At 52.6% G+C, this 19,336-nt stretch carries 15 protein-coding genes; 10 read left to right on the top strand and 5 right to left on the bottom strand.

Going from position 1 to position 19,336, the window contains the following annotated elements; all coding sequences use genetic code 11:
- Nucleotides 1–76: 76 nt before the first annotated feature.
- The 3 genes from ACT6RZ_RS13520 to pqqA all read left to right on the top strand — a co-directional run bounded on the left by ACT6RZ_RS13520 (nucleotide 77) and on the right by pqqA (nucleotide 4,550).
- Entirely contained in the window at nucleotides 77–2,065 is a 1,989-nt protein-coding gene (locus ACT6RZ_RS13520) for an LTA synthase family protein (RefSeq protein WP_444702618.1), read from the top strand.
- Between the two features lie 3 nt (nucleotides 2,066–2,068).
- A complete protein-coding gene (locus ACT6RZ_RS13515) occupies nucleotides 2,069–4,327 on the top strand; it encodes a lipopolysaccharide kinase InaA family protein (protein WP_444702617.1) in 2,259 nt (752 codons plus the stop codon).
- 151 nt (nucleotides 4,328–4,478) lie between these two features.
- Complete coding sequence (pqqA, locus tag ACT6RZ_RS13510) at nucleotides 4,479–4,550, top strand: pyrroloquinoline quinone precursor peptide PqqA (RefSeq protein WP_081624291.1); 72 nt, start codon at nucleotides 4,479–4,481, stop codon at nucleotides 4,548–4,550.
- 96 nt (nucleotides 4,551–4,646) lie between these two features.
- Here pqqA and ACT6RZ_RS13505 read toward each other — a convergent pair whose 3' ends face one another.
- Nucleotides 4,647–5,519 carry a DUF3034 family protein gene (locus tag ACT6RZ_RS13505; RefSeq protein WP_444702616.1) on the bottom strand — a complete coding sequence of 291 codons (873 nt, stop codon included), beginning with the start codon at nucleotides 5,517–5,519 and terminating at the stop codon, nucleotides 4,647–4,649.
- 158 nt (nucleotides 5,520–5,677) lie between these two features.
- On the opposite strand from ACT6RZ_RS13505, the gene ACT6RZ_RS13500 reads away from it, so the two are divergent.
- The 5 genes from ACT6RZ_RS13500 to ACT6RZ_RS13480 all read left to right on the top strand — a co-directional run bounded on the left by ACT6RZ_RS13500 (nucleotide 5,678) and on the right by ACT6RZ_RS13480 (nucleotide 11,012).
- Complete coding sequence (locus tag ACT6RZ_RS13500; RefSeq protein WP_444702615.1) at nucleotides 5,678–6,100, top strand: group I truncated hemoglobin; 423 nt, start codon at nucleotides 5,678–5,680, stop codon at nucleotides 6,098–6,100.
- Between the two features lies 1 nt (nucleotide 6,101).
- Nucleotides 6,102–6,704 carry a methylamine utilization protein gene (locus tag ACT6RZ_RS13495; protein WP_444702614.1) on the top strand — a complete coding sequence of 201 codons (603 nt, stop codon included), beginning with the start codon at nucleotides 6,102–6,104 and terminating at the stop codon, nucleotides 6,702–6,704.
- A 12-nt stretch (nucleotides 6,705–6,716) separates the two neighbouring features.
- A complete protein-coding gene (locus ACT6RZ_RS13490) occupies nucleotides 6,717–9,128 on the top strand; it encodes an EAL domain-containing protein (RefSeq protein WP_444702613.1) in 2,412 nt (803 codons plus the stop codon).
- Nucleotides 9,129–9,421: 293 nt separating this feature from the next.
- The gene (locus ACT6RZ_RS13485) at nucleotides 9,422–9,874 is read left to right on the top strand and encodes a MarR family winged helix-turn-helix transcriptional regulator (RefSeq protein ID WP_444702612.1); all 453 of its coding nucleotides are present in this window, start codon (nucleotides 9,422–9,424) and stop codon (nucleotides 9,872–9,874) included.
- 127 nt (nucleotides 9,875–10,001) lie between these two features.
- The gene (locus tag ACT6RZ_RS13480; protein ID WP_444702611.1) at nucleotides 10,002–11,012 is read left to right on the top strand and encodes a catalase family peroxidase; all 1,011 of its coding nucleotides are present in this window, start codon (nucleotides 10,002–10,004) and stop codon (nucleotides 11,010–11,012) included.
- A 191-nt stretch (nucleotides 11,013–11,203) separates the two neighbouring features.
- On the opposite strand, the gene msrB is transcribed toward ACT6RZ_RS13480, so the two are convergent.
- Nucleotides 11,204–11,653, bottom strand: coding sequence for a peptide-methionine (R)-S-oxide reductase MsrB (gene msrB / locus ACT6RZ_RS13475; protein ID WP_444702610.1), 450 nt, complete (start codon nucleotides 11,651–11,653; stop codon nucleotides 11,204–11,206).
- A gap of 158 nt (nucleotides 11,654–11,811) precedes the next feature.
- Between msrB and ACT6RZ_RS13470 the strand changes: the two genes are divergently transcribed.
- Nucleotides 11,812–12,735 carry a bestrophin family protein gene (locus ACT6RZ_RS13470; protein ID WP_444702609.1) on the top strand — a complete coding sequence of 308 codons (924 nt, stop codon included), beginning with the start codon at nucleotides 11,812–11,814 and terminating at the stop codon, nucleotides 12,733–12,735.
- Between the two features lie 11 nt (nucleotides 12,736–12,746).
- Here the strand turns inward: ACT6RZ_RS13470 and ACT6RZ_RS13465 are convergent, their stop codons facing one another.
- The 3 genes from ACT6RZ_RS13465 to ACT6RZ_RS13455 all read right to left on the bottom strand — a co-directional run bounded on the left by ACT6RZ_RS13465 (nucleotide 12,747) and on the right by ACT6RZ_RS13455 (nucleotide 17,640).
- Complete coding sequence (locus ACT6RZ_RS13465; RefSeq protein ID WP_444702608.1) at nucleotides 12,747–14,078, bottom strand: di-heme oxidoreductase family protein; 1,332 nt, start codon at nucleotides 14,076–14,078, stop codon at nucleotides 12,747–12,749.
- A 16-nt stretch (nucleotides 14,079–14,094) separates the two neighbouring features.
- Entirely contained in the window at nucleotides 14,095–15,384 is a 1,290-nt protein-coding gene (locus tag ACT6RZ_RS13460) for an ABC transporter substrate-binding protein (RefSeq protein ID WP_444702607.1), read from the bottom strand.
- Nucleotides 15,385–15,480: 96 nt separating this feature from the next.
- Entirely contained in the window at nucleotides 15,481–17,640 is a 2,160-nt protein-coding gene (locus ACT6RZ_RS13455) for a TonB-dependent receptor plug domain-containing protein (protein ID WP_444702606.1), read from the bottom strand.
- Between the two features lie 461 nt (nucleotides 17,641–18,101).
- Between ACT6RZ_RS13455 and ACT6RZ_RS13450 the strand changes: the two genes are divergently transcribed.
- The gene (locus ACT6RZ_RS13450; protein ID WP_444702605.1) at nucleotides 18,102–19,298 is read left to right on the top strand and encodes a M48 family metalloprotease; all 1,197 of its coding nucleotides are present in this window, start codon (nucleotides 18,102–18,104) and stop codon (nucleotides 19,296–19,298) included.
- Nucleotides 19,299–19,336 lie beyond the last annotated feature (38 nt).

Raw genomic sequence — 19,336 nt, 5'->3', positions numbered from 1 at the left:
CCCAGGTGTGCGGCAATAACATTGCGCAATAACCCGTTATAATGACACGCTTGAATCAATTCTGATTAAGCAAAACATGCGATCAAGTTATTTCGGTAAGCCTCCTTCACACTCCAAGCTCTGGACCATAGGTCACTGGTTTGGGCCTTTTGCGCCGCTGATCGTGATGTTTTTAAGCGGGCTGGTGTTTCTCTCCCTGACCCGCCTGGGGCTGGTGGGCTGGAAGTGGGAGCGCGTACTCGCCACCGGCGAGCTGTGCCAGATTCTGCTGCAGGGCGTGCGGGTGGACCTGATACAGTTAGGCTTGCTGGCTATCATCCCTATATTACTGGCGCCTGTGCTTGCCACGCGCAAACGCTTTCATGTCTGGCGTGCATTCACTTTCTGCTGGGTGTTGCTTTCACTGGTGCTGCTGGTGTTTCTCGAAGCAGCCACCCCTGGTTTTATACTCGAATACGATGTGCGCCCCAACCGTATCTTTGTTGAGTACCTCAAATATCCGCATGAAGTGTTCGGCATGCTATGGCAGGGCTTCAAGCTAGAACTGTTTTTTGGCCTGGGCATGGCCCTGCTGGCGTTAGTGCTGGTCTACAAACTGCTCAAACCCTGGCGTGAGGCAGAGGCAAAATGGTCTAACTGGGCGGTATGGCTGGTGTGGCCCTTTATTCTGGTGCTGACGGCGTTTGCCATTCGCTCTACACTCACGCACCGGCCGGCTAACCCGGCCCTGTTTGCCATCACGCAAGACAGCATGGTCAACAGCCTGATCCTGAACTCCACCTATTCGGTGTTTTATGCCGCTTATAGCTTGCAGCACGAGGCTAAATCGAGCGAGATGTATGGCAAGTTGCCGCGCGAAAAAATATTTGCCCTCACCGGCGCCAAAGACGGCGATATCCCCACCCTGACCACACTGGTGCCTTCGGTGAAACGCGATAAACCATTGAACCTGGTCATCTTGCTGCAGGAAAGCCTGGGTGCCGGGTTTGTTGAATCACTGGGCGGCAAGCCGGTGACACCCAATCTGGAACAACTCAAGTCCGAAGGCATCTGGTTCACGCATCTGTTTGCGACCGGCACGCGCTCTGTGCGCGGTATTGAGGCTGTGGTGACAGGTTTTCAACCCACGCCTGCCGATAGTACGGTCAAGCTCGGTTTAAGCCAGGGCAATTTTTTCACCCTGGCTTCCCTGCTGGGCAAACAAGGCTATCACACCGAATTCATCTATGGTGGCGAGTCTCATTTTGACAATATGCGCAGTTTTTTCATGGGCAATGGCTTTCAGCAGATCACTGACCAGCCGGATTTCAAGCAGCCGGTATTCGTTGCCAGCTGGGGCGCTTCGGATGAAGATCTTCTGAATAAGACCCATGAGCAATTGCTGGCACATCATGCCAGCGGCAAGCCATTCTTCACCCTGGCATTCAGCTCTTCCAACCATGCGCCGTTTGAATTCCCCGATGGCCGCATCACACTGTATGAACAGCCGAAAGCGACCGACAACAATGCGGTGAAATATGCCGACTATGCCATAGGCGAGTTTTTCAAGAAAGCCAAGGCCAGCCCGTACTGGAACGACACTGTGTTCCTGATCGTGGCCGACCACGATATCCGGGTGCGTGGTGATACGCTGGTGCCTATAGAGCATTTCCATATCCCGGCGCTGATTTTGGGCGGTGCGGTTGAGGCAAAAGCGGTGGATGCTATCGCCAGCCAGATCGATCTGCCAGTCACCGTATTGTCATTGATGGGTATCGCCGCCCAGCACCCGATGACAGGCCATGATCTGTCTAACATCAGCGCCGATTATCGCGGTCGTGCCATGATGCAATACAACTCTAATTACGGCTGGATGCAGCAACTGGGCCCCACGATTGAGCAGAATGAGGTGGTCGTGTTGCGCGAAGGCAAAGCCCCGGCATTCGGCCATTACGATCCACAAAGCAAGAAACTGCAAAATACCGCCGCGCCAGCGGACGGGCAGACATTGGCCGAACAGGCTTTAGCCAATGCCTTGTTGCCGGCCTTGCTTTATAAAGAGCAGCGTTATCGCTTGCCGGAGTAACAAGTGGCTGTAAAACGTTCTCCTTTGCCCAGCATGTTGACCCGGCAGGTAGTGCAAGATGGGCTGGCCTATATCTTCAAGGGCGGCCTGCGGCTTAAAAACAGCCATTTGCCGGTTGCAGATCATGTGATCCCCACCCATTTCATAGGCATCTGTGTCGCCACCAGCGAGCAGCCGGAAACCGATGATTATGTGCTGGCACAACTGGCAGCCCTGGGGCTGGGCCGGGTGCGGCTGGATATAGGCGATGATGAGATGACTGTGCACCAGGTCAGGTTGTTGCAGCGTCTGCTGGATGCCAGCCTGCTGGTGGATGTGCACCTGGTGCAGCCGTTTGCGATTGCCCGCCATATGCTGGATGCGCAAGTGCAGGCCAGGTGGCAGCAGTTCGTTGAACAATTCTTGCAGCAATATGCTACGCAGATCGCCAGCCTTGAGATCGGCAATACCATCAACCGCAAACGCTGGTCAGGCTATCAGTGGCCGGGCTTTTTGCAGGCGTGGCAGATCGCGCATAGGCTGGCCAGGCAATACGGTGTCAAAGTGGTCGGCCCGAATATCCAGGACTTTGAGCCGCTGTATAACATCAGCGCCTTCAAAAAATTGCAGGCAGAACACCTGCTGCCGGATGTGCATAGCAATAACCTGTTCGTAGAGCGCGTGATAGAGCCCGAGCAGCCGGATCACCGTATTTTCCAGTTCCGCTGGACCCGTTGCTTAAAATTCAACCTGATCAAAAAAGCCCGCTTGCTGCAAAAGATAGGCGCGGATTTTGGCGTTGCCAGCCTGGTTTCGCCGGTGGCATTCTGGGCCATTTACCGCATCCAGCGCCATTTGCCCGATGGCGCACAAAAGCAGGCAGATTATGTCACGCGCTATTTCACCCTGCTGGCAGCCTCTGGTGCCTTGCAGCAGGCCAACTGGGGCGCCATGATCTGCCACCGTGAAGGGGTGATCAATGACGGCCTGGATGAGGCGCGCTACCCGGCACTGGAGCGGGTGGCCTATTACCAGTCGGCCGATGGCAATCTGCATGAATACCAGCGCAACCCGAGTTTCTCGGCCCTGAGAACCATCGCGCGCTGGCTGAATGGCGCGCACTATATCGGCCCATTGGCCACTGGCAATGGTCTGGAGATCCACCAGCTGCGCAAGCATCAGAAACTGATCCATGTGGTGTGGGCCATCAATGGCCACTGCGCCATCTTGAACCAGGTGTATGCGGAATCCAGCCTGCGCAAGGTGGAGTGTATCAATCGCAATGGGCAGTCTATTGCACAACCGGCCTTGATCAGCGAAACGCCGGTCTACCTGATGTGGGATGCGATCGAGACCGTGGAATTACATACCGCTGCCCCCAAACTGTCGCAGACCATCATCCACGCCCATATTCAGGGCCTGCAGTATTACCCGGTGCAGGAAGCCGACTGGCGCGGCATGATACTGGCTGAAAGCAGTGAGCAGGCGGCGCAGCTGTGGTATGCCTGGCACCCCGGTACCCTCAGAGCACCAGCCAAAGAACAGGCGCTACGCCATGCGCGCAATGCGATCTGGCCGATCGCTGACCCGCGGTCGGCAAACAAAAAAGTCACCGTCAAACAGCCGGTGAGGATGCACTGGCACAAGACGGTGCTGGACCGCTTTAAGCCCAGCAAGGCCAAACGCAGCTGGAACGGCGCCATGGAGCTGTTGCGCCGTGGCGTAGGCACTGCCATGCCGCTAGCCTTTTTCGAGCGCGTAGACGACAGCAGCCTGAAGCAGAATTTCTTTATTTGTGAATATGTCACGCACGACTTTACTATCGCCCAGGCATTTATCGCTTTCAGCCAGGGCGAGCAAAGCTTTCATGGTGTGGCTGCGCAAAACCTGTATCAGGCGTTTGCACTGTTCTGTCTGCATATGCATGCTTCCGGCATTTATTTCAGGGATTTCTCCGGCGGTAATATCCTGGTCAGCCAGCAGGATGAACGCCTGACATTCTCGCTGATCGATACCGCGCGCCTGCATGCCTATGCGACGGCTACTCCGTATAGTGAACGCATCGCCGATCTGACCCGTGCCATCCAGAAATTGCACTGGGAGGGGCGCAAGCAGTTTCTGACACTGTATCTGGGTCTGTCCGGGCACAGCCTGAATATCGGCACCTTACTGCCGTTTTATTTATATGATTTCAAGGTGCGTTTAAAACGCACCATAGGCCGTAAAGGCATGCGCAAGTTATTGCGCAAGATCAAAGAATTGCGTGGCGGGAACGCTGCTTAGCCCAGTCTCATGAAAATCATGATAGCCAGTCGCGCAGTTTAAGCACGACAAGTTTGGTGCGCAGTTTTAATATGGTCACACGTGATAGCAAATGCTAAAGCGCAATGATTTAACAAAACTATCTAACAAACTAGCGAAAAGGAAATCAATCATGTGGACAAAACCAGCTGCTACCGAAATGCGTTTCGGCTTTGAAGTAACTATGTACGTAATGAACAAGTAATTGTTCCTTGCTACGAAAAACGGGCGCTATCAGCGCCCGTTGTCATTTCTGCCCAGCCTTCAGTGCTGGAATATCAGTTAGCCTTCACGGCTGATATCAGTAATTGATCTGCCCGGATAAATACCAGCCGGTCTGGTTCTCTTTGGTGGCTATAGTGCCCAGGTCTATATAAGCCCCGGTCACCGAAACATTTTTATGCGGAAACCAGGTCAGAAATATATCCTGGGCTTTTTTCTCTTCTGCGCCGGAAAGGTTATCCGGTTTAAAGCGCAACTCGGTGCCTACCAAAAAGCTGTCAGACAACATCACTGCCGCAGAAACGGCAGGATAGATGCGGTAACTGTCACGTCTGTCACCGCCAAAACCCAGCAGGCCGAACTGGTTGGCTTTAGTGGCATGCAAGTTGGCATTCACTAGCAGGTTGTAGCCGTTAGCCGCACCCAGAAACAATTTGCTGGCGGCCAGGTAGTAATCGACACCGCTACGGTCTTTGGCACCCAGTGCTTTGGGGATAAAGTCAAAGTCTTCGTTATATTTGTATTGAGCACCTACCGAGAGCTGCGGCAGCCAGGTGTCCTGGTCATAAATCGCATCGCCCATCAGGCGCAATTTCACACCTAGCGTATTCAGGCGGATTTCTTCACCGCGTACCGTTTTGCCCAGGCCGAACCTGGTTTGGGCGGCACTGACTTCAACGCGGTTCATAAAGCCTAATGAAATGCCGGCTGAATTTAATTTGTAATCGGCTTTGGTTTCAGCATGTGTATAAAACGCAGAGCCGCCGACTTGTTTGTCTGTGCCATAACCGCTGATCACTGCCCAGGGCATCAATCCACCGCCAGCCGAGCCTTCAACCTGTGTCACGCCCCCGGTCGCCAGTAAGCGATCGCCGGCATGCACCAGTGAACATGGTGCAAAGAATGCCAGTGCGACGGATAGCACAGTGGCAATAAATTTTAGCTGATGCATAAAGACCTCGCTTGATTCGTTTATAGCTGCATTATCCAACTGGCGCGATAAATATAATTGCGTGAAAAAACACTGGAATACAGTTTTTTTTGCCATATGCTTCACGCGGCGCAGTTGTATGATGCGAGCATTGGCCAAAAGAGTAATGGAGATAACCTATGCGTAGTTTTGTGATTGCCATGCTGGTATTGTTATGTGCCGGATGTGCCCTGCAGCCCAAGCCAGAAGCCAGCTTGTTCCAGCGGATAGGCGGCTTGCCCATATTGAGCCGTATCTCGAACCAGACCCTGGATATCGTCAGCAAGGACCCACGCACCAAGCGCTCCTTTGAAGATGTTAAGATGAAGACCTTAAAGGAAAGCCTGACGAATTTCCTCTGCATCAAAACCGGTGGTGATTGCGTTTACGAAGGCGAAACCATGAAGAAATCGCATGCAGATCTGCATATCACCACGGCAGAGTTCGAGCTTCTGGTCGATGTGTTACGCGAGCGCATAGATGCGAATGGCATAGGCACCAGAGAAAAGAACGAGTTGCTGAGGATACTGGCACCGATGAAGCATGATGTGGTCACCAATTAAAATGAATAAAGGAAATATGATGCTGGCTGCGATCGTACGTACAGTGTGGCTGGTATTGGCAGCGACCATAGTGAGTGTGGCCCATGCAGACACGGTGACTGTGAGTGTGACCGATGCCGCGGGCAATGCGGTGACTGACGCCGTTGTCGCTTTTTATGATGGCAAGACCCCGGCCAGTAACCCGAATGCGACCGGCAAGATCGTACAAAAAAACAAAATGTTCAACCCCAAGATCACCGTGGTACAGACCGGGACCAATATTAGTTTCCCTAACGAAGACTCATTCCGGCATCATGTGTACTCTTTCTCCCCAGCCAAGAAATTTGAATTAAAATTGTATTCAGGTGTGCCTACCAATCCGCTGCCGTTCGAGCAGGCCGGTGTGGTGACCTTGGGGTGCAACATTCACGATTCTATGTTAGGGTACATATACATAGTAGATACACCATTTTTTGCTAAAACGGATGATAAAGGCCGGGCTATGCTCAAATTGAGCGAAGGCCAATATACTTATCAGGTATGGTCGCCAGGGGTGAACAAGCCGGCTACCGAGCAAAAGGTAAAAGTTGATGGGGCTACTGAGGTTAAAGTGTCGATTCCATAAAAATAAGACTGCATGATCAAGTTCAAACATATTCGCTCTCGAATAGCGTTTACATTTCTCTCCGTTGTTGTCGCTATTCAACTGGCTGGCCTCATACCGCTGAAGTACGCGCTGGGTAAACATGCGAACGAACTCGCCGAGGAGCAGATCAACGTCGGTGAGCGCGTGTTCGTTAACCTGCTGCAACACAACACCCAAAGCCTGAAACAAGCCACGCAAGTGCTGGCCGCTGACTTCGCCTTCCGCGATGCGGTTGCCAGTAACGATGCCGAAACCATCAAGTCCGCGCTGGAAAGTTATCAGGGGCGCATACACGCCCAGGTCGCTTATTACATCAGCAATAGTGAAGACCTGGTGATAGGCACGGCCGATAGTAAATTTGATGTAGACGCGCGCGAAGCCGTTTTGCAGAACCAGAACGGTACCCTCAAGTTTGATATCGTCGATGGCAAGCCGTATCAACTGATCACCGTGCCGGTAAAAGCACCCGATGTGATAGGCTGGATCGTCATGGGCTTTGCCGTCGATGGCCGGCTGGCAGACCAGATCAAGCAGCTGACGCATCTCGATGTCACCTTTTTGCAAAAAACAGCGCAACATGACTGGAAACTGATGAGTGGCACCAGCACCAGCCAGCTCTCTAACGTGCTGGTCAAAACCATCTCTGATATTTACAAGCAAAAACTGTCACTGCACAAAGTCGATTTACGCGGCCAGACCTACCACCTCAAGATACGCTCCCTGCATGAAACCAAAGACGAAGTGCTGCTGGTGGTGCTGCAAGGCTCGGTCGCGCCGTTTACGCGGGAGTTGAGCCAGCTTTTTCAAAGCATGGTGGTGCTCACTTTTATGGGCGTGCTGATTTTTGCCGCACTGATCTGGTATGTTTCGCGCAAAATCACCGAGCCTATCGCCGAGCTGGTGAAAAATGCCGACGAGATCGCCATGGGTGATTATGCAAAAGAGATAGATATCAATAGCAGCGATGAAGTCGGCTATCTGGGTAAAGCACTTAACAGCATGCGCGAGGCGGTGTTGCAACGTACGCTACGCATACAGCGCCTGGCGTTCAATGATGAGCTGAGCGGGCTTTCTAACCGGCTGGCATTTATGCAAGGCATGCAGCAGGCGATCACGCGGCATGCAGAAACGCAGCAGAAATTCAGTGTGCTGGTGATCAACATCCACCGTTTCAAACCGATTAATAAAACGCTGGGCCGGGATTTCGGTGATGACTTGTTGCGCCATGTCGGCCAGGTGTTAAAAGAAAATATCCTGTCTGAGCATGATGTGGTCGCCCGTTTGTCCGGCGATGAGTTTGCCATACTGCTGCAATACGCAGACCAGGCCAAAGCCACGCAGTATGCCGACAAGATCAATCGTATTTTCGATGCGCCGGTCAACGTGCAAGGGCAAGCGATAGATGTGCGCATCGCCATGGGTATTGCGCTGTATCCTGACCATGGCGTGAGTGAAGAAGCCTTGCTCAATCATGCCGAAACCGCCCTGCATGAATCCAAAGTCAAAAAGGCAGAATGGATAGTCTACAACACGGCGCTTGAGATCGACCAGTCGGAAACGCTGACCCTGATCTCCGATTTAAAAGAAGCGATCCATAAGAGTCAGCTATTACTTTACATCCAGCCCAAGATCGATGTGAAAACCCGCAAGACGCTGGGTGGCGAAGCACTTATCCGCTGGGTGCATCCTGAAAAAGGCATGATCTTCCCTGACCAGTTCATCCCGTTTGCCGAGCAGACCGGCATCATCAGCGAGATCACCAACTGGATGCTGCTGCGTGCCTGCCAGGTGCTGGCTGATTACAAAAGCCAGGGCTTGCACATGAGCCTGGCGGTGAATCTGTCCACCCGCGATCTGAATAATATGGAACTGCCGGAGCAGATCGCTGACCTGCTGAAGACGCACCGGCTGGATGCAAAAGCCCTCAAACTGGAAATCACCGAGGGTAGCCTGATGCAGGACCCGGAACGCGCCGAAACGGTAGTCAGGAAGCTGGCAGCCATGGGCTTGCACCTGGCCATTGATGACTTCGGTACCGGCTATTCCTCGCTGGCTTATTTGCGTCAACTGCCAGTGCAAGAGCTCAAGATCGATCGCTCGTTCGTGATGTTTATGGATAAAAATACCGGTGATGCCAGCATAGTCAAATCGACCATAGACCTGGCGCATAACCTGGGCCTGACTGTGGTGGCTGAAGGCATTGAGAACGAAGAAGTGCTGGGCCAGTTAGCCAAACTGGGCTGTGATGAAGGGCAGGGCTATTTCATAGGTAAGCCTATGCCGGAAAAAGATTTCGCTATCTGGCTGGAACGCTGGGAAGGCCAGAACGAGATCGATATCGATATCGGTGATGACCTGTCATTTGCCGTCAACCCGCTGGATGGCTTTAATCCACCACGTTAAGTCTGTTGCCTGGTCAACGTTGCGCTAGCCCCAGCCCCAGCCCCAGCCCAGACACCGCGCGTCTGCAGTATGCCGCTTCTATCAATTTCCCTTATCAGCCTGATAAAAACATTCAATTTTATTCAATGATGCATTCGTTCTAATATGTGACTCATGTTTAAAGGAGCACAAAATGAGCAAACTCAGAATGCATAACAAAGGTAATTTCGTGGTGAAAGCCATCATCAGATTGTTTAATAAATAAGCCATTAATTTTTATTGCTATTAAATAGCGCGCTATATATAATCGCTGCATGACTGGCACCACCAAGAGCAAGACCCCGATCTTAAATGAGCAATTATGTTTTGCCGTGTATTCACTGTCGCTGGCCATTAACAAGGCTTACCGGCCATTGCTGAAAAAACTGGGTTTAACTTACTCGCAGTATCTGGTGATGCTGGTGTTGTGGGAGAGCGATCAGCGCAGCGTCAGTGATATAGGCGAGCAGCTGTTTCTTGATTCGGCCACTTTAACGCCATTGTTAAAACGGCTGGAGGCGGCCGAGTTGTTACAACGGGTGCGGTCTAGTAAGGATGAGCGGCAGGTCATTATCTGCCTGACCGATGCCGGGCGTGCTTTGCGGCTACAGACATCCGATCTTATGGATGAGATGCTATGTGCCATGGGTTGCCCGGTCGAAGAACTGGTGTCATTGCGTGACCGTATGAAGGTATTACGCAACCATTTGATCCAGCATGCAGGATAAAAATGGTTGCATAAGTAGTTGGGGTTGTTTTTATATTTTTTATGTCATAAACATAGTGCACTATTTAATTTTGCAAGATCGATAAAACACATTTTTTTTTACCTCACAGATTGAAAGGGACATCATCATGAAAATAAAAATACTCATCAGCGCATTAGCAGCCGCTTCTTTTATTACTGCTCATCCCGCTGTGGCCGACGATAAAACAGCAGACCAGGCCAAGCCGGTCACTGAGCAACTGGTCGATACCTTGACCACGCTATCTGGCGGGCCGCACGCCGGCTTTCGTTCCAACCACGCCAAAGGGGTGATGCTGGAAGGGACATTCAAGCCTGCAGCGCAAGCGGCCAGCATCAGCAAGGCGGCACATCTGCAGAAGGCAGATAGCCCGGTGCTGGTCAGGTTTTCTGATGCCACTGGCGTGCCTAACATCCCGGATGCCAACGGCAATGCTTTCCCAAAAGGCATCGCCATCCGTTTTCAACTCGAAGATGGCCTGGCGACCGATATAGTCAGCATCTCGATAAATAACTTTCCGGCGGCCACACCTGAGGATTTTTTAGGCTTGCTCAATGCCGTGCGTGATTCACAGAACAGCACGGCCAAACCCAGCCCGGTGGAACAGTTTTTAGGCACACACCCGGCAGCCTTGAAATTTGTGACCACACCCAAGCCAGCGCCAGTCAGTTTTGCCGCCCAGCCATTTTTTGGCGTGAATGCGTTTAAATTCACCAATGCGGCCGGGCAGAGTGTCTACGGCCGTTACCAGATCATCCCGGTGGCCGGTGCGCAGTACCTGAGCAAGGAAGCGACCGACGCAGCAGCGCCAGATTACCTGATGACCGATATCGCCGAGCGGGTAAAAAAACACAGCGTGCAGTACAAGCTGTTGCTGCAAATCGCCGAGCAGGGCGACGAAGTGAATAATGCCACCATACAGTGGCCAGAAAGCCGCAAAACAGTGGAATTAGGCACATTGACGCTGAAATCAGTAGTGGCAGATAGCAAAGCCAAAGAAAAAACACTGATGTTTAATCCGCTGCAATTAACCGAAGGCATAGAGGCCAGCCAGGACCCTATCCTGCTGGCGCGCCCGACGGCTTACGCGGTGAGCTTTGGCAGAAGACTGGGAAAGTAAATCTAGCTAAATAAATCTAGTTAAATAAGTAGCAGATGTGAAATACCCCCTGCGGACAGCCGTCCACAGGGGGTATTTTTTTACGCGCATAAAGCTTAAGTGCTGATGAACGTAGTCGCTTTAGCGCGGATAAACGTAGTCGCTTTAGCGCAGGTAAACATAGTCGCTTTAGCGCGGATAAACTTGCTCGCTTAAGCGCTAATAAACGTAGTCGCCTTGCCGTTGATGCAATAACGCAAGCCGCTTTCAGTTTTGCCATCGGGAAACACATGGCCCAGATGCGCATCACAGACATTACATTTCACTTCTATGCGCTGCATGCCATGGCTGCCATCTTCAATATAGGCGATCGCATCAGGCGTCAGTGGCTGGTCAAACGAAGGCCAGCCGGATGAAGATTCGAATTTTTGCCCGGAATCGAACAATGGCTGCTCGCAACAGGCACAGGCATAACGGCCTGGCGTGAACGCTTCACACATTTCGGATGAAAACGGCCGTTCGGTGGCGCTCAGCCGCGTGATGGTGAACACGTCTTCATCAAGAATGTCACGCCATTCGCGTGGTGATTTAACTACTGTATGACTTGGCTCTGGGTTACCTTCTCTGGCAAATTTGAGCACATCTTTCCATTTCAACATCATCATTTACTCGCTGACGGTTATGAAGGTGACAGGTTATAAAAAGCGTTAAACCAGCCGATTTCCCTGTTTCTTTTGCAAATGCAAACAGGCTGCTGGCAGATACACTTAAACCATCGAGTATACATCACAACAATAGTTCGATCCGCAGGAGAAACCATTTGATCGTCAGACCCAGACCGCATTTGCTAGAGCTGTTTTTTATCATTAAAGGTTCTATCGTGTTGCGTATCATGCCACTGCTGATATTCGTGGCTACGCTCTCCACCGTCATCGTCTCCATTTATACCTTCAAGCCAGGCTGGTTGCCCAAGTTCGATGGCGGCCCGTTTGCGTTACTGGGCATCACCTTATCCATCTTTCTGGCATTCAGGAATAACGCCTGTTACGAACGCTGGTGGGAGGCACGCAAGATCTGGGGCGAATTCGTGCTGACTGCGCGCAGCCTGGCCCGTACTAGCAAGGTGCTGGATGGTGACCAAGACACTACGCAATCCCCGCGCCGTATCCTGCTCGAATGTAATATCGCCTATGCCCAGGCGTTGCTGGTGCAACTCAGGCCCAGCAACCCGCAACACAAGATCCACGCTTATCTGCCAGAAGCGGTGTTTCATGAGTATTCAAACAGCAGAAACCCGGCCGAAGCGATATTGCGCGCCATGGAGTGTGTGTTGATACAGGCATTGCATAGCGATCGCATCGATACCATACAGTTCAACATGCTCGATGAACTGGTACAGAAACTGGCGCAGGTGCAGGCCTCTTGCGAACGCATACAAAATACGCCTATCCCGTTCGGCTATACCCTGCTGTTGCACAGGACCGCCTACACGTTCTGTTTTCTGCTGCCATTCTGTTTTGCAAACACGCTGGGCTGGGCGACGCCTTTTGTCACCGCGCTGGCTGCCTACACCTTCTTTGGTCTGGATGCGCTCGGTAACGAGCTGGAAGAGCCATTTGCCATGGGTGCGAATGCATTGCCTATCAGTGCCCTGGCGGATGTGATAGAAATTGAAACCAAGGAAGCATTAGGCGATACAGATATTCCGGCATTGCCAGTGCCTAAAGACTTTGTGCTGATGTGACCGCTGCTGCTTTAGAGCGACTCAAGAAACAGTAGCAGTAATGCCCGTTCCTCTTTGCTGAAAGTCATATATCGCTGTTTAGCCGTCTTGCCCTCACCATCGTGCCACAAGATCGCTTCCTGCAAGCTCCGCGCCCGGCCATCATGCAGAAATCCTGCCTCAGGATGCACTTGCTTCGCCAGGCCTATACCCCACAAGGGTGGCGTGCGCCATTCGCGGCCATTGGCGGCAAAGTCTGGCCTGTGGTCGGCCAGCCCTTCGCCCATATCATGCAGCAATAGATCGGTATAAGGGCTAATGCTGCGCTGGTTTAGCAGCGCGATACTGGCGCTTTGCCCGGTGCGTAATTGGTCAGAGTGGCATGCTAAACATTGTGCCTGCCTGAATAAGGCGGCACCGCGTTGCAACGCCTGGCCAGGCGCTTCCGCTTGCGGCACTGCCAGGGCGGCCAGGTAAAACTGAATGTCATCCAGTTGCTGGTCTGATAGCTCAGGCATGATTTTTGTTGGTATTGCAAGGCAGTCAGTTTGTTGTGGTGTGCAATTTTCTATGGCAAACAGGCTGGAGGTAATGCCAAGGTCACCATGAAAAGCACTGGCGATCTGCTGGCGCAGATTAGGCACATTCGCCTTCCAGCCAAACTTGCCAATCACCGTTTTCTGCTGCGCAATATCCCACACCATATTCGGCCGCCCGGCAATGCCCTTGGGCTTGCGCTGTTGTGCCTGGCGCAGGATCTCAGCATCGGCAATATTATCCAGCAAGCCCAATCCAAATACCGCGGGGGCTATGCGTGCCGAAGTCATCACATGATCTAGCGGGCCATAAGCCAGCTCGCTAAAACTCAGTGCCGGTTGCCGTAACTGCACGGTTTCGCCGTCGCCCAGTGTGACGGTGATCGTTGCATAACTGATGTGCGCGCGGCCTTCGCCAGCCACGCCGGGGATACCGAATTCATTCAGCTGCTCGCCGTACACCGGGTGCGGCAAACTACCCTGTAGCGGGTCTTGTACGCTCAATCGTACCAGCATGGTTTTCATGGCTTGAGCTGGGCCGTCCGGCGCAAAACCGCGGCCATTGCCCGGATGACAGGCGACGCAGGAGAAACGGCTATACAGCGGCCCTAGCCCTGAAAAGCGCTGGTCTTCGCCACCTTGTATAGTCCAGACCTGGCGAAATAAGGTACGTCCATCCTGAAACGCCTTGAGGGCGAGTGGGTCAGTTAAGCCCGGGTAAGGTTTTGTGTAAGCATCCGCTGAACGAACAGGCGTGGTCAGCGCTGACTCTTGCGCCGCTACACTGCATGCGCATGCCAGCAGGAATACACATAGTATCAGCCGCATGTTCTGCAAATCATCATTACGGTGTGACCAGCAATGTCTGTAATGTATTAGCGACAGACAGATAGCGGGTCTTGGCAAGCTCAGCCCATTGTTTGATCAGCGGCTCTTTTTCGCTGGCCTGGTCAGATTGAAACCGCTGATAATTCTCGGCAGTAAACAGTTGCTGTTCGGCTAATAGCGGCTGCAACAACTGTTGTTCAATGTCATTGATTTTCGCAGTATCACGGTGCAAATGTCTGGCAAAGGCCAGGTTCACAAACAATGATTGCAGCAAGCTTTGATGTTTGGCGAGCGTGGCCTCGAAATAGGCATTCAACAGGTTTTGCTCTACCACGTCGCGCACTTTTTCACCTTTGCCTGCTGTTGCGGCGTAAGGGTTGAAGTAACCCTGAGGACGCTGCGCATAGGCAGCAGGGGCTACCGGCAATTTACGAATATCAGGCGTAAACAGTAATTGTTGCCCGGCAGGCGATAAGGTAAATTTTGCAAAATCGCGCGCTGCTGCCAGGTGAGGTGCATGTTTAAGGATAGCCACATGCGCAGGCGAATAAGCGACCACTGGCGGATAGATATATTGCAGGGGTGCACCTTTGGCGATCGCGGATGCCGCAAAAAAGTCCATGGTAATACCGACCATGGCACGGCCGGCAGCGACTTCATCGGTGATAAACGTAGCGCCGTTTTCTATAAAACGCGCATTCAGGGTGATTTTAGTCAGCATAGCCCAGCCCTCAGGCCAGGACTTTTCTTTTAACATGGCATCAATCAGCCCCCCGGCAAACCCGATCTTAGCAGGTAAGGGAAATGCGATCTGGCCCTGCAAAGTTGCTGGCGTCAGGTCTTGCCAGTCCTTGGGGGCGGCAAGTTTGGCTTGTGTAAATGCCGCAGGCGCGATGACCATGCCCAGGCCGGCGATCTCCGTCGCCGCATAATAAGCCTGCGGGTCATTCAGCATAGTGCCATGCAAACTGGCAGGTGATTTGATCCAGGCCGGCTCCAGTGTCTGCAATAAACCTTGCTGCTTTAACTGCACAAAATTCTGCCGTGAAGGCGTCCAGTAAACATCCACTTCGCCCTGATGCCGGATGAGGTAGGGCAGGGCGTCGTTCGATTGTTTCCACAATACTTCCAGCCGGTACTGTGGAAACTGCTTTTCAAATGCCGCTTCAAATTGCGAAATCATTTCTTGCGGATAGCTGGTCATGATCACCACTTTTTCGGTGGCTTGGGCTGGCAGACTGAACAGCCAGGCGCTGACTAACAATGATCCACACAACAGGCCAACAAGCTTGCGGCGACAGTACATAAAATGACTCCTGCTTAACATGCATAGCCCACTGTTAGAACCGCCTGCCGCTTGTGCAAAACCAGTGCAGGCAGGCGGTGTGGGCGGCAAAGGTAATTAGAACTGGTAACGGGTAGACACCAGGAAGTTACGACCCTGCGAAGGATAGCCGGCCGATAATTCATAATTCTTGTCCAGCAGATTATTGGCGGCAAAAGACACTACCCAGTCATTCACTACCCGGTAATCGACTTTGAGGTTGAGTAAGTTGTAAGAGCCGGTTCTCACAAACCCAGGCCCCGGCAACCCGATGATCTGCTGTGACCAGCGATTATCAGCAACTTCATAACTGGGTACGATATTCCAATGGCTGGTGGGCGTCCATTTTGCATAAAGGAAACCCTTGTTTTTGGGCGTCGCCAGATAAGGATACGCAGTCACTGTGCCTGGCGGGGGGGATATCTCGGCATCTATCCATGCATAGTTACCGCCCACTTCCAGTGTAGGCATGACCGAGGCGACGATACCGAGCTCCAGCCCTTTGATGGTGGCTACACCTACGTTCTGGTTCTGGTTGACAAAGCCACCACCCGGGCCAGGAACAAACACGGCATTCGGCACGGCCTGGATATAATCCTTGATCTTGTTATGAAAGATCGCGGCTGTGCCGCGCACGCCCGGCGCCAGATTATCCTCTATGCCCAGCTCATAATTGCGCGAGCGTTCCGGGTCTAGCCCAGGGTTAGAGGCTGCAGTGCCAAAACGCCCACTGAAACGCTCAAAGATGGTAGAGAAGCGTACCCGGTCTGATGCCGAAAAATGCGCTTTGCCGCCAGGCTGGTAACGCCAGATCGCCGCCGCCTGGTAGTTATTCGCATTGGTGTCTTTCACCGGCAGGTTGAACAGGGCTGCTGGCTGGCCAGGGGCTGGCACATTGAATTCCTCCGCTTGCTTGGAGCCGCGCATGTCGCGGCTGATCCCGGCTATCAGGTCTATGGTGGATGAGACATGCCAGGTGTCTTCCAGCGCTAACGACCAGATATCTTCAACCGTTTTTTGCTTTGGTTCAGGCGGGTTGTTGTTGGTGTTGACTGCATTGCCCTGGTTGCTGTTCATCTCTATGTGTTCATCACGGCGGTAGTGCAAGGAGGTTTTCAGGGTTTGCCGTGGAATAAAGGTGGTGCCAAATTCGACACTGAATCCCTTGGCGTTGTCATCATAGGTGCTGGAGTTCGCCAGCGTGCCCAGGCGGTTGCCACCACCGGCTGCCACGGTGTAGAAATCCAGCCTGTTGTTAAAGGTGTTGTAATAAGCCCGCGTTTTCAGATAGTTTTTGGCGCCCAGTTGGGTGTTGGACAAAAAGTAAAGGCTGGAAGTATCCCATACCGGCCAGTCCCACAGACGCGTGTTAACACCGCTGCTCTGCACATCATCATTGCCGCGCACTGGCGGCGCTCTACGCTTTTCACCACTTTGCTTGGAGTAGTTGAATGAGTACTCGTCTGTCTCGTTGGGCGTGAACCCGAGCTTGAGGCTGCCACGCCAGTCGCTGGAATCCGAGAAATTGCGCAGGCCGCTGCCCTGGTAATTGGGAGCAGTGGCAGGCAGATCTGATTTGTAATCCCGAGACAGGCGCCAGCCATCAATGTCGCGTTGCTGCAGGCTGGCTTGCCAGTAAAACTTCTCCTGCTTGCCGCCGAGGTTGGCATACCAGATATCGCCGTCGTACTGGCCATCGCCACCCAGCAGCGCGGAATAACGTACCTCGCCTTCGAAGTTTTTGACCGGCTTGCGCGTCACCAGGTTGATGGCACCACCCATGCCATCCGGGCCGTTGATGACTGAGACATAGCCTTTTGCAACCTGGATCTCAGACAGGTCAGCGGTGAGGAAGCGACTGAAGTCTATACGATTGTCCGCCGGCAGAAACAGGCGTATGCCATCTATGGTCAGCGGCACCCGCGTGCGGTCCAGACCGCGCAGGCTGATGTCGGACTCGTTGCGTCGGCCCTGCCCGGCAACCATGGTAGTCGCGACGCCGGGGATCAGGTTGAGTGCATCAGCGACCCCGTTCTTGCCAAAATCCCACAGTTGCTCACGATCAAGCGTGGCGGTACCCAACGGGTTTTCTGAGTCGCGGTTACCGGTTACCGCGATCTCACCCAGGGTGAATACATTGCTGTTATTGCTGTTGTCTTCTGCCAGTGCCTGCACACTGGTGCCCCCCAGCAGGCAAGCGATGATGCCTGCCATTTTTTTGTTATGTGAAACCGCCACTTTAGGTCGTCCTCTCGTTTCAGTACTTGCTGTCTTAAGAAAATCTATCGATATTCCCAATTGGGAATATCGATGCACGTAATAGTGCTGATTTGTCTTACCCCTTAAATAATCAGGGATTCTAGCATCGTTATATCTAAACGGGAATATCGATTCAGCTGTCATTTAATTGCAGGTTCCACCGCGCCCATCTGGCAAAAAACAGTTAACTCGGTTAAATTCACATCTCTTGTTAAGTAAAGTCAAAGCGGGCAAATGCCATGCGATCTCTGTTTGCTTGACCTGACACAGGGATGCATCAAAAGCACAGGATTGTTAGTGATCGTTGAATAACTCTTAAAAAGGACATATCTCAAAAACTCAGCCCATCGTTGCAACATGCTTGCGCATCCGTGACATACGGAAGAGTCAAAGCGCTGCTTAAATTTAAAAAGTGATTCGTATATAAAAAGGAAAAAGAAATGAACGAACTTGTTTACCCGCGCGAACGTAGCTTAGGCGCTATCACTCTGGTGCTAGGCATTCTGATCTGGATTGCCTTGATTGTTGGCACCTTCGGCGTTGCATTAATCATCTTGGCGCTAGGATACATTGCCTATTTATTTGCCCAGTCAGCTTTGATCGCGCATATCAAAGGCAATGGTGTAGAGCTTTCTGAAACCCAGTTCCCTGATCTGTATGCGCAATTCAATGATTGTTGTGCGCGTCTACAGCTCATCATACGGCCGCAGGCATACATACTGAATGGCAATGGCGGGCTTAATGCATTCGCTACCCAGTTTCTCGGTACCCAATATGTGGTGCTGATGTCTGATGTCGTTGATGCCATGGAGCAACATACGGATGGGGTGCGCTTTTATATCGGCCACGAACTTGGCCATTTACGCATGAAACATCTGGATTTCGGGCATCTGCTACGCTGGCCTGCGTTATGGTTGCCACTGCTAGGGGCAGCCTATTCACGTGCGCGTGAAAGTACTTGTGACCGTCATGGCCTGGCATGCAGTAACTCTCCCGAAGGTGCAGCGCGCGCACTGGTGGTACTGTCGGCCGGGGTTGAGCGCTGGCAGAAACTGGATCTGAATGCCTATCTGCAGCAGGCAAAACATGGTGCCGGTTTCTGGATGTCTTTCCACGAACTGATCGCCGGCTACCCATGGCTGACCAAACGTGCGACACGCATATTGAACCCTGAAGACCAGGTCCCCCGACGTAATGTTTTTGCCTATCTGATCGCCGTATTCATTCCGTACGCCGGACGACTGGGTGGCGGTTTTGCGCTGCTGCTGATGATTTATGTGACAGGCCTGATCGCGGCCGTGGCTATTCCTGCCTATCATGATTACACGGTAAAGGCCAAACTGGAGCTGACAGTGTTGCAGTCGCAAGGCGCGCGGCAAAGCCTGAGTGAATATTACCTGGTCAATCAGAAGACACCGACTTCACTGGAGGACGCCGGGATCGCTCCATCCCAGGCTGATGGTAGTGCCCTGCAACTGAACCCGGCGAATATGGAGCTGACTGTCAGCAACCGGCACGGCGCCCTGGTGTTTATACCATCGCTGGATAATCAGGGACGTATCAGCTGGAGTTGCACCAACGGCGAAGGCCTGAAACCTGCACAGCTACCGCCGTCCTGCCAGAAATTAAAACAGTAAGGCACTGGCTGTCGTGCGGCAGGGGATGCGCTGGTTCA

The sequence above is a fragment of the Methylophilus sp. genome (assembly GCF_052437885.1).
Taxonomy (GTDB): Bacteria; Pseudomonadota; Gammaproteobacteria; order Burkholderiales; family Methylophilaceae; genus Methylophilus.
The sequence above is the reverse complement of the archived record's forward strand: the minus strand, read 5'-3'. Positions and strand labels throughout refer to the sequence as shown.

Bases quoted from the DNA above. Each gene is read 5' to 3' on its own strand.
- ACT6RZ_RS13480 (WP_444702611.1), top strand. From the start codon at position 10,002: ATGAAAATAAAAATACTCATCAGCGCATTAGCAGCCGCTTCTTTTATT.
- msrB (WP_444702610.1), bottom strand. From the start codon at position 11,653: ATGATGTTGAAATGGAAAGATGTGCTCAAATTTGCCAGAGAAGGTAAC.
- ACT6RZ_RS13490 (WP_444702613.1), top strand. From the start codon at position 6,717: ATGATCAAGTTCAAACATATTCGCTCTCGAATAGCGTTTACATTTCTC.
- ACT6RZ_RS13505 (WP_444702616.1), bottom strand. From the start codon at position 5,519: ATGCATCAGCTAAAATTTATTGCCACTGTGCTATCCGTCGCACTGGCA.
- ACT6RZ_RS13495 (WP_444702614.1), top strand. From the start codon at position 6,102: ATGAATAAAGGAAATATGATGCTGGCTGCGATCGTACGTACAGTGTGG.
- ACT6RZ_RS13485 (WP_444702612.1), top strand. From the start codon at position 9,422: ATGACTGGCACCACCAAGAGCAAGACCCCGATCTTAAATGAGCAATTA.
- ACT6RZ_RS13500 (WP_444702615.1), top strand. From the start codon at position 5,678: ATGCGTAGTTTTGTGATTGCCATGCTGGTATTGTTATGTGCCGGATGT.
- ACT6RZ_RS13465 (WP_444702608.1), bottom strand. From the start codon at position 14,078: ATGCGGCTGATACTATGTGTATTCCTGCTGGCATGCGCATGCAGTGTA.
- ACT6RZ_RS13520 (WP_444702618.1), top strand. From the start codon at position 77: ATGCGATCAAGTTATTTCGGTAAGCCTCCTTCACACTCCAAGCTCTGG.
- ACT6RZ_RS13450 (WP_444702605.1), top strand. From the start codon at position 18,102: ATGAACGAACTTGTTTACCCGCGCGAACGTAGCTTAGGCGCTATCACT.
- ACT6RZ_RS13460 (WP_444702607.1), bottom strand. From the start codon at position 15,384: ATGTACTGTCGCCGCAAGCTTGTTGGCCTGTTGTGTGGATCATTGTTA.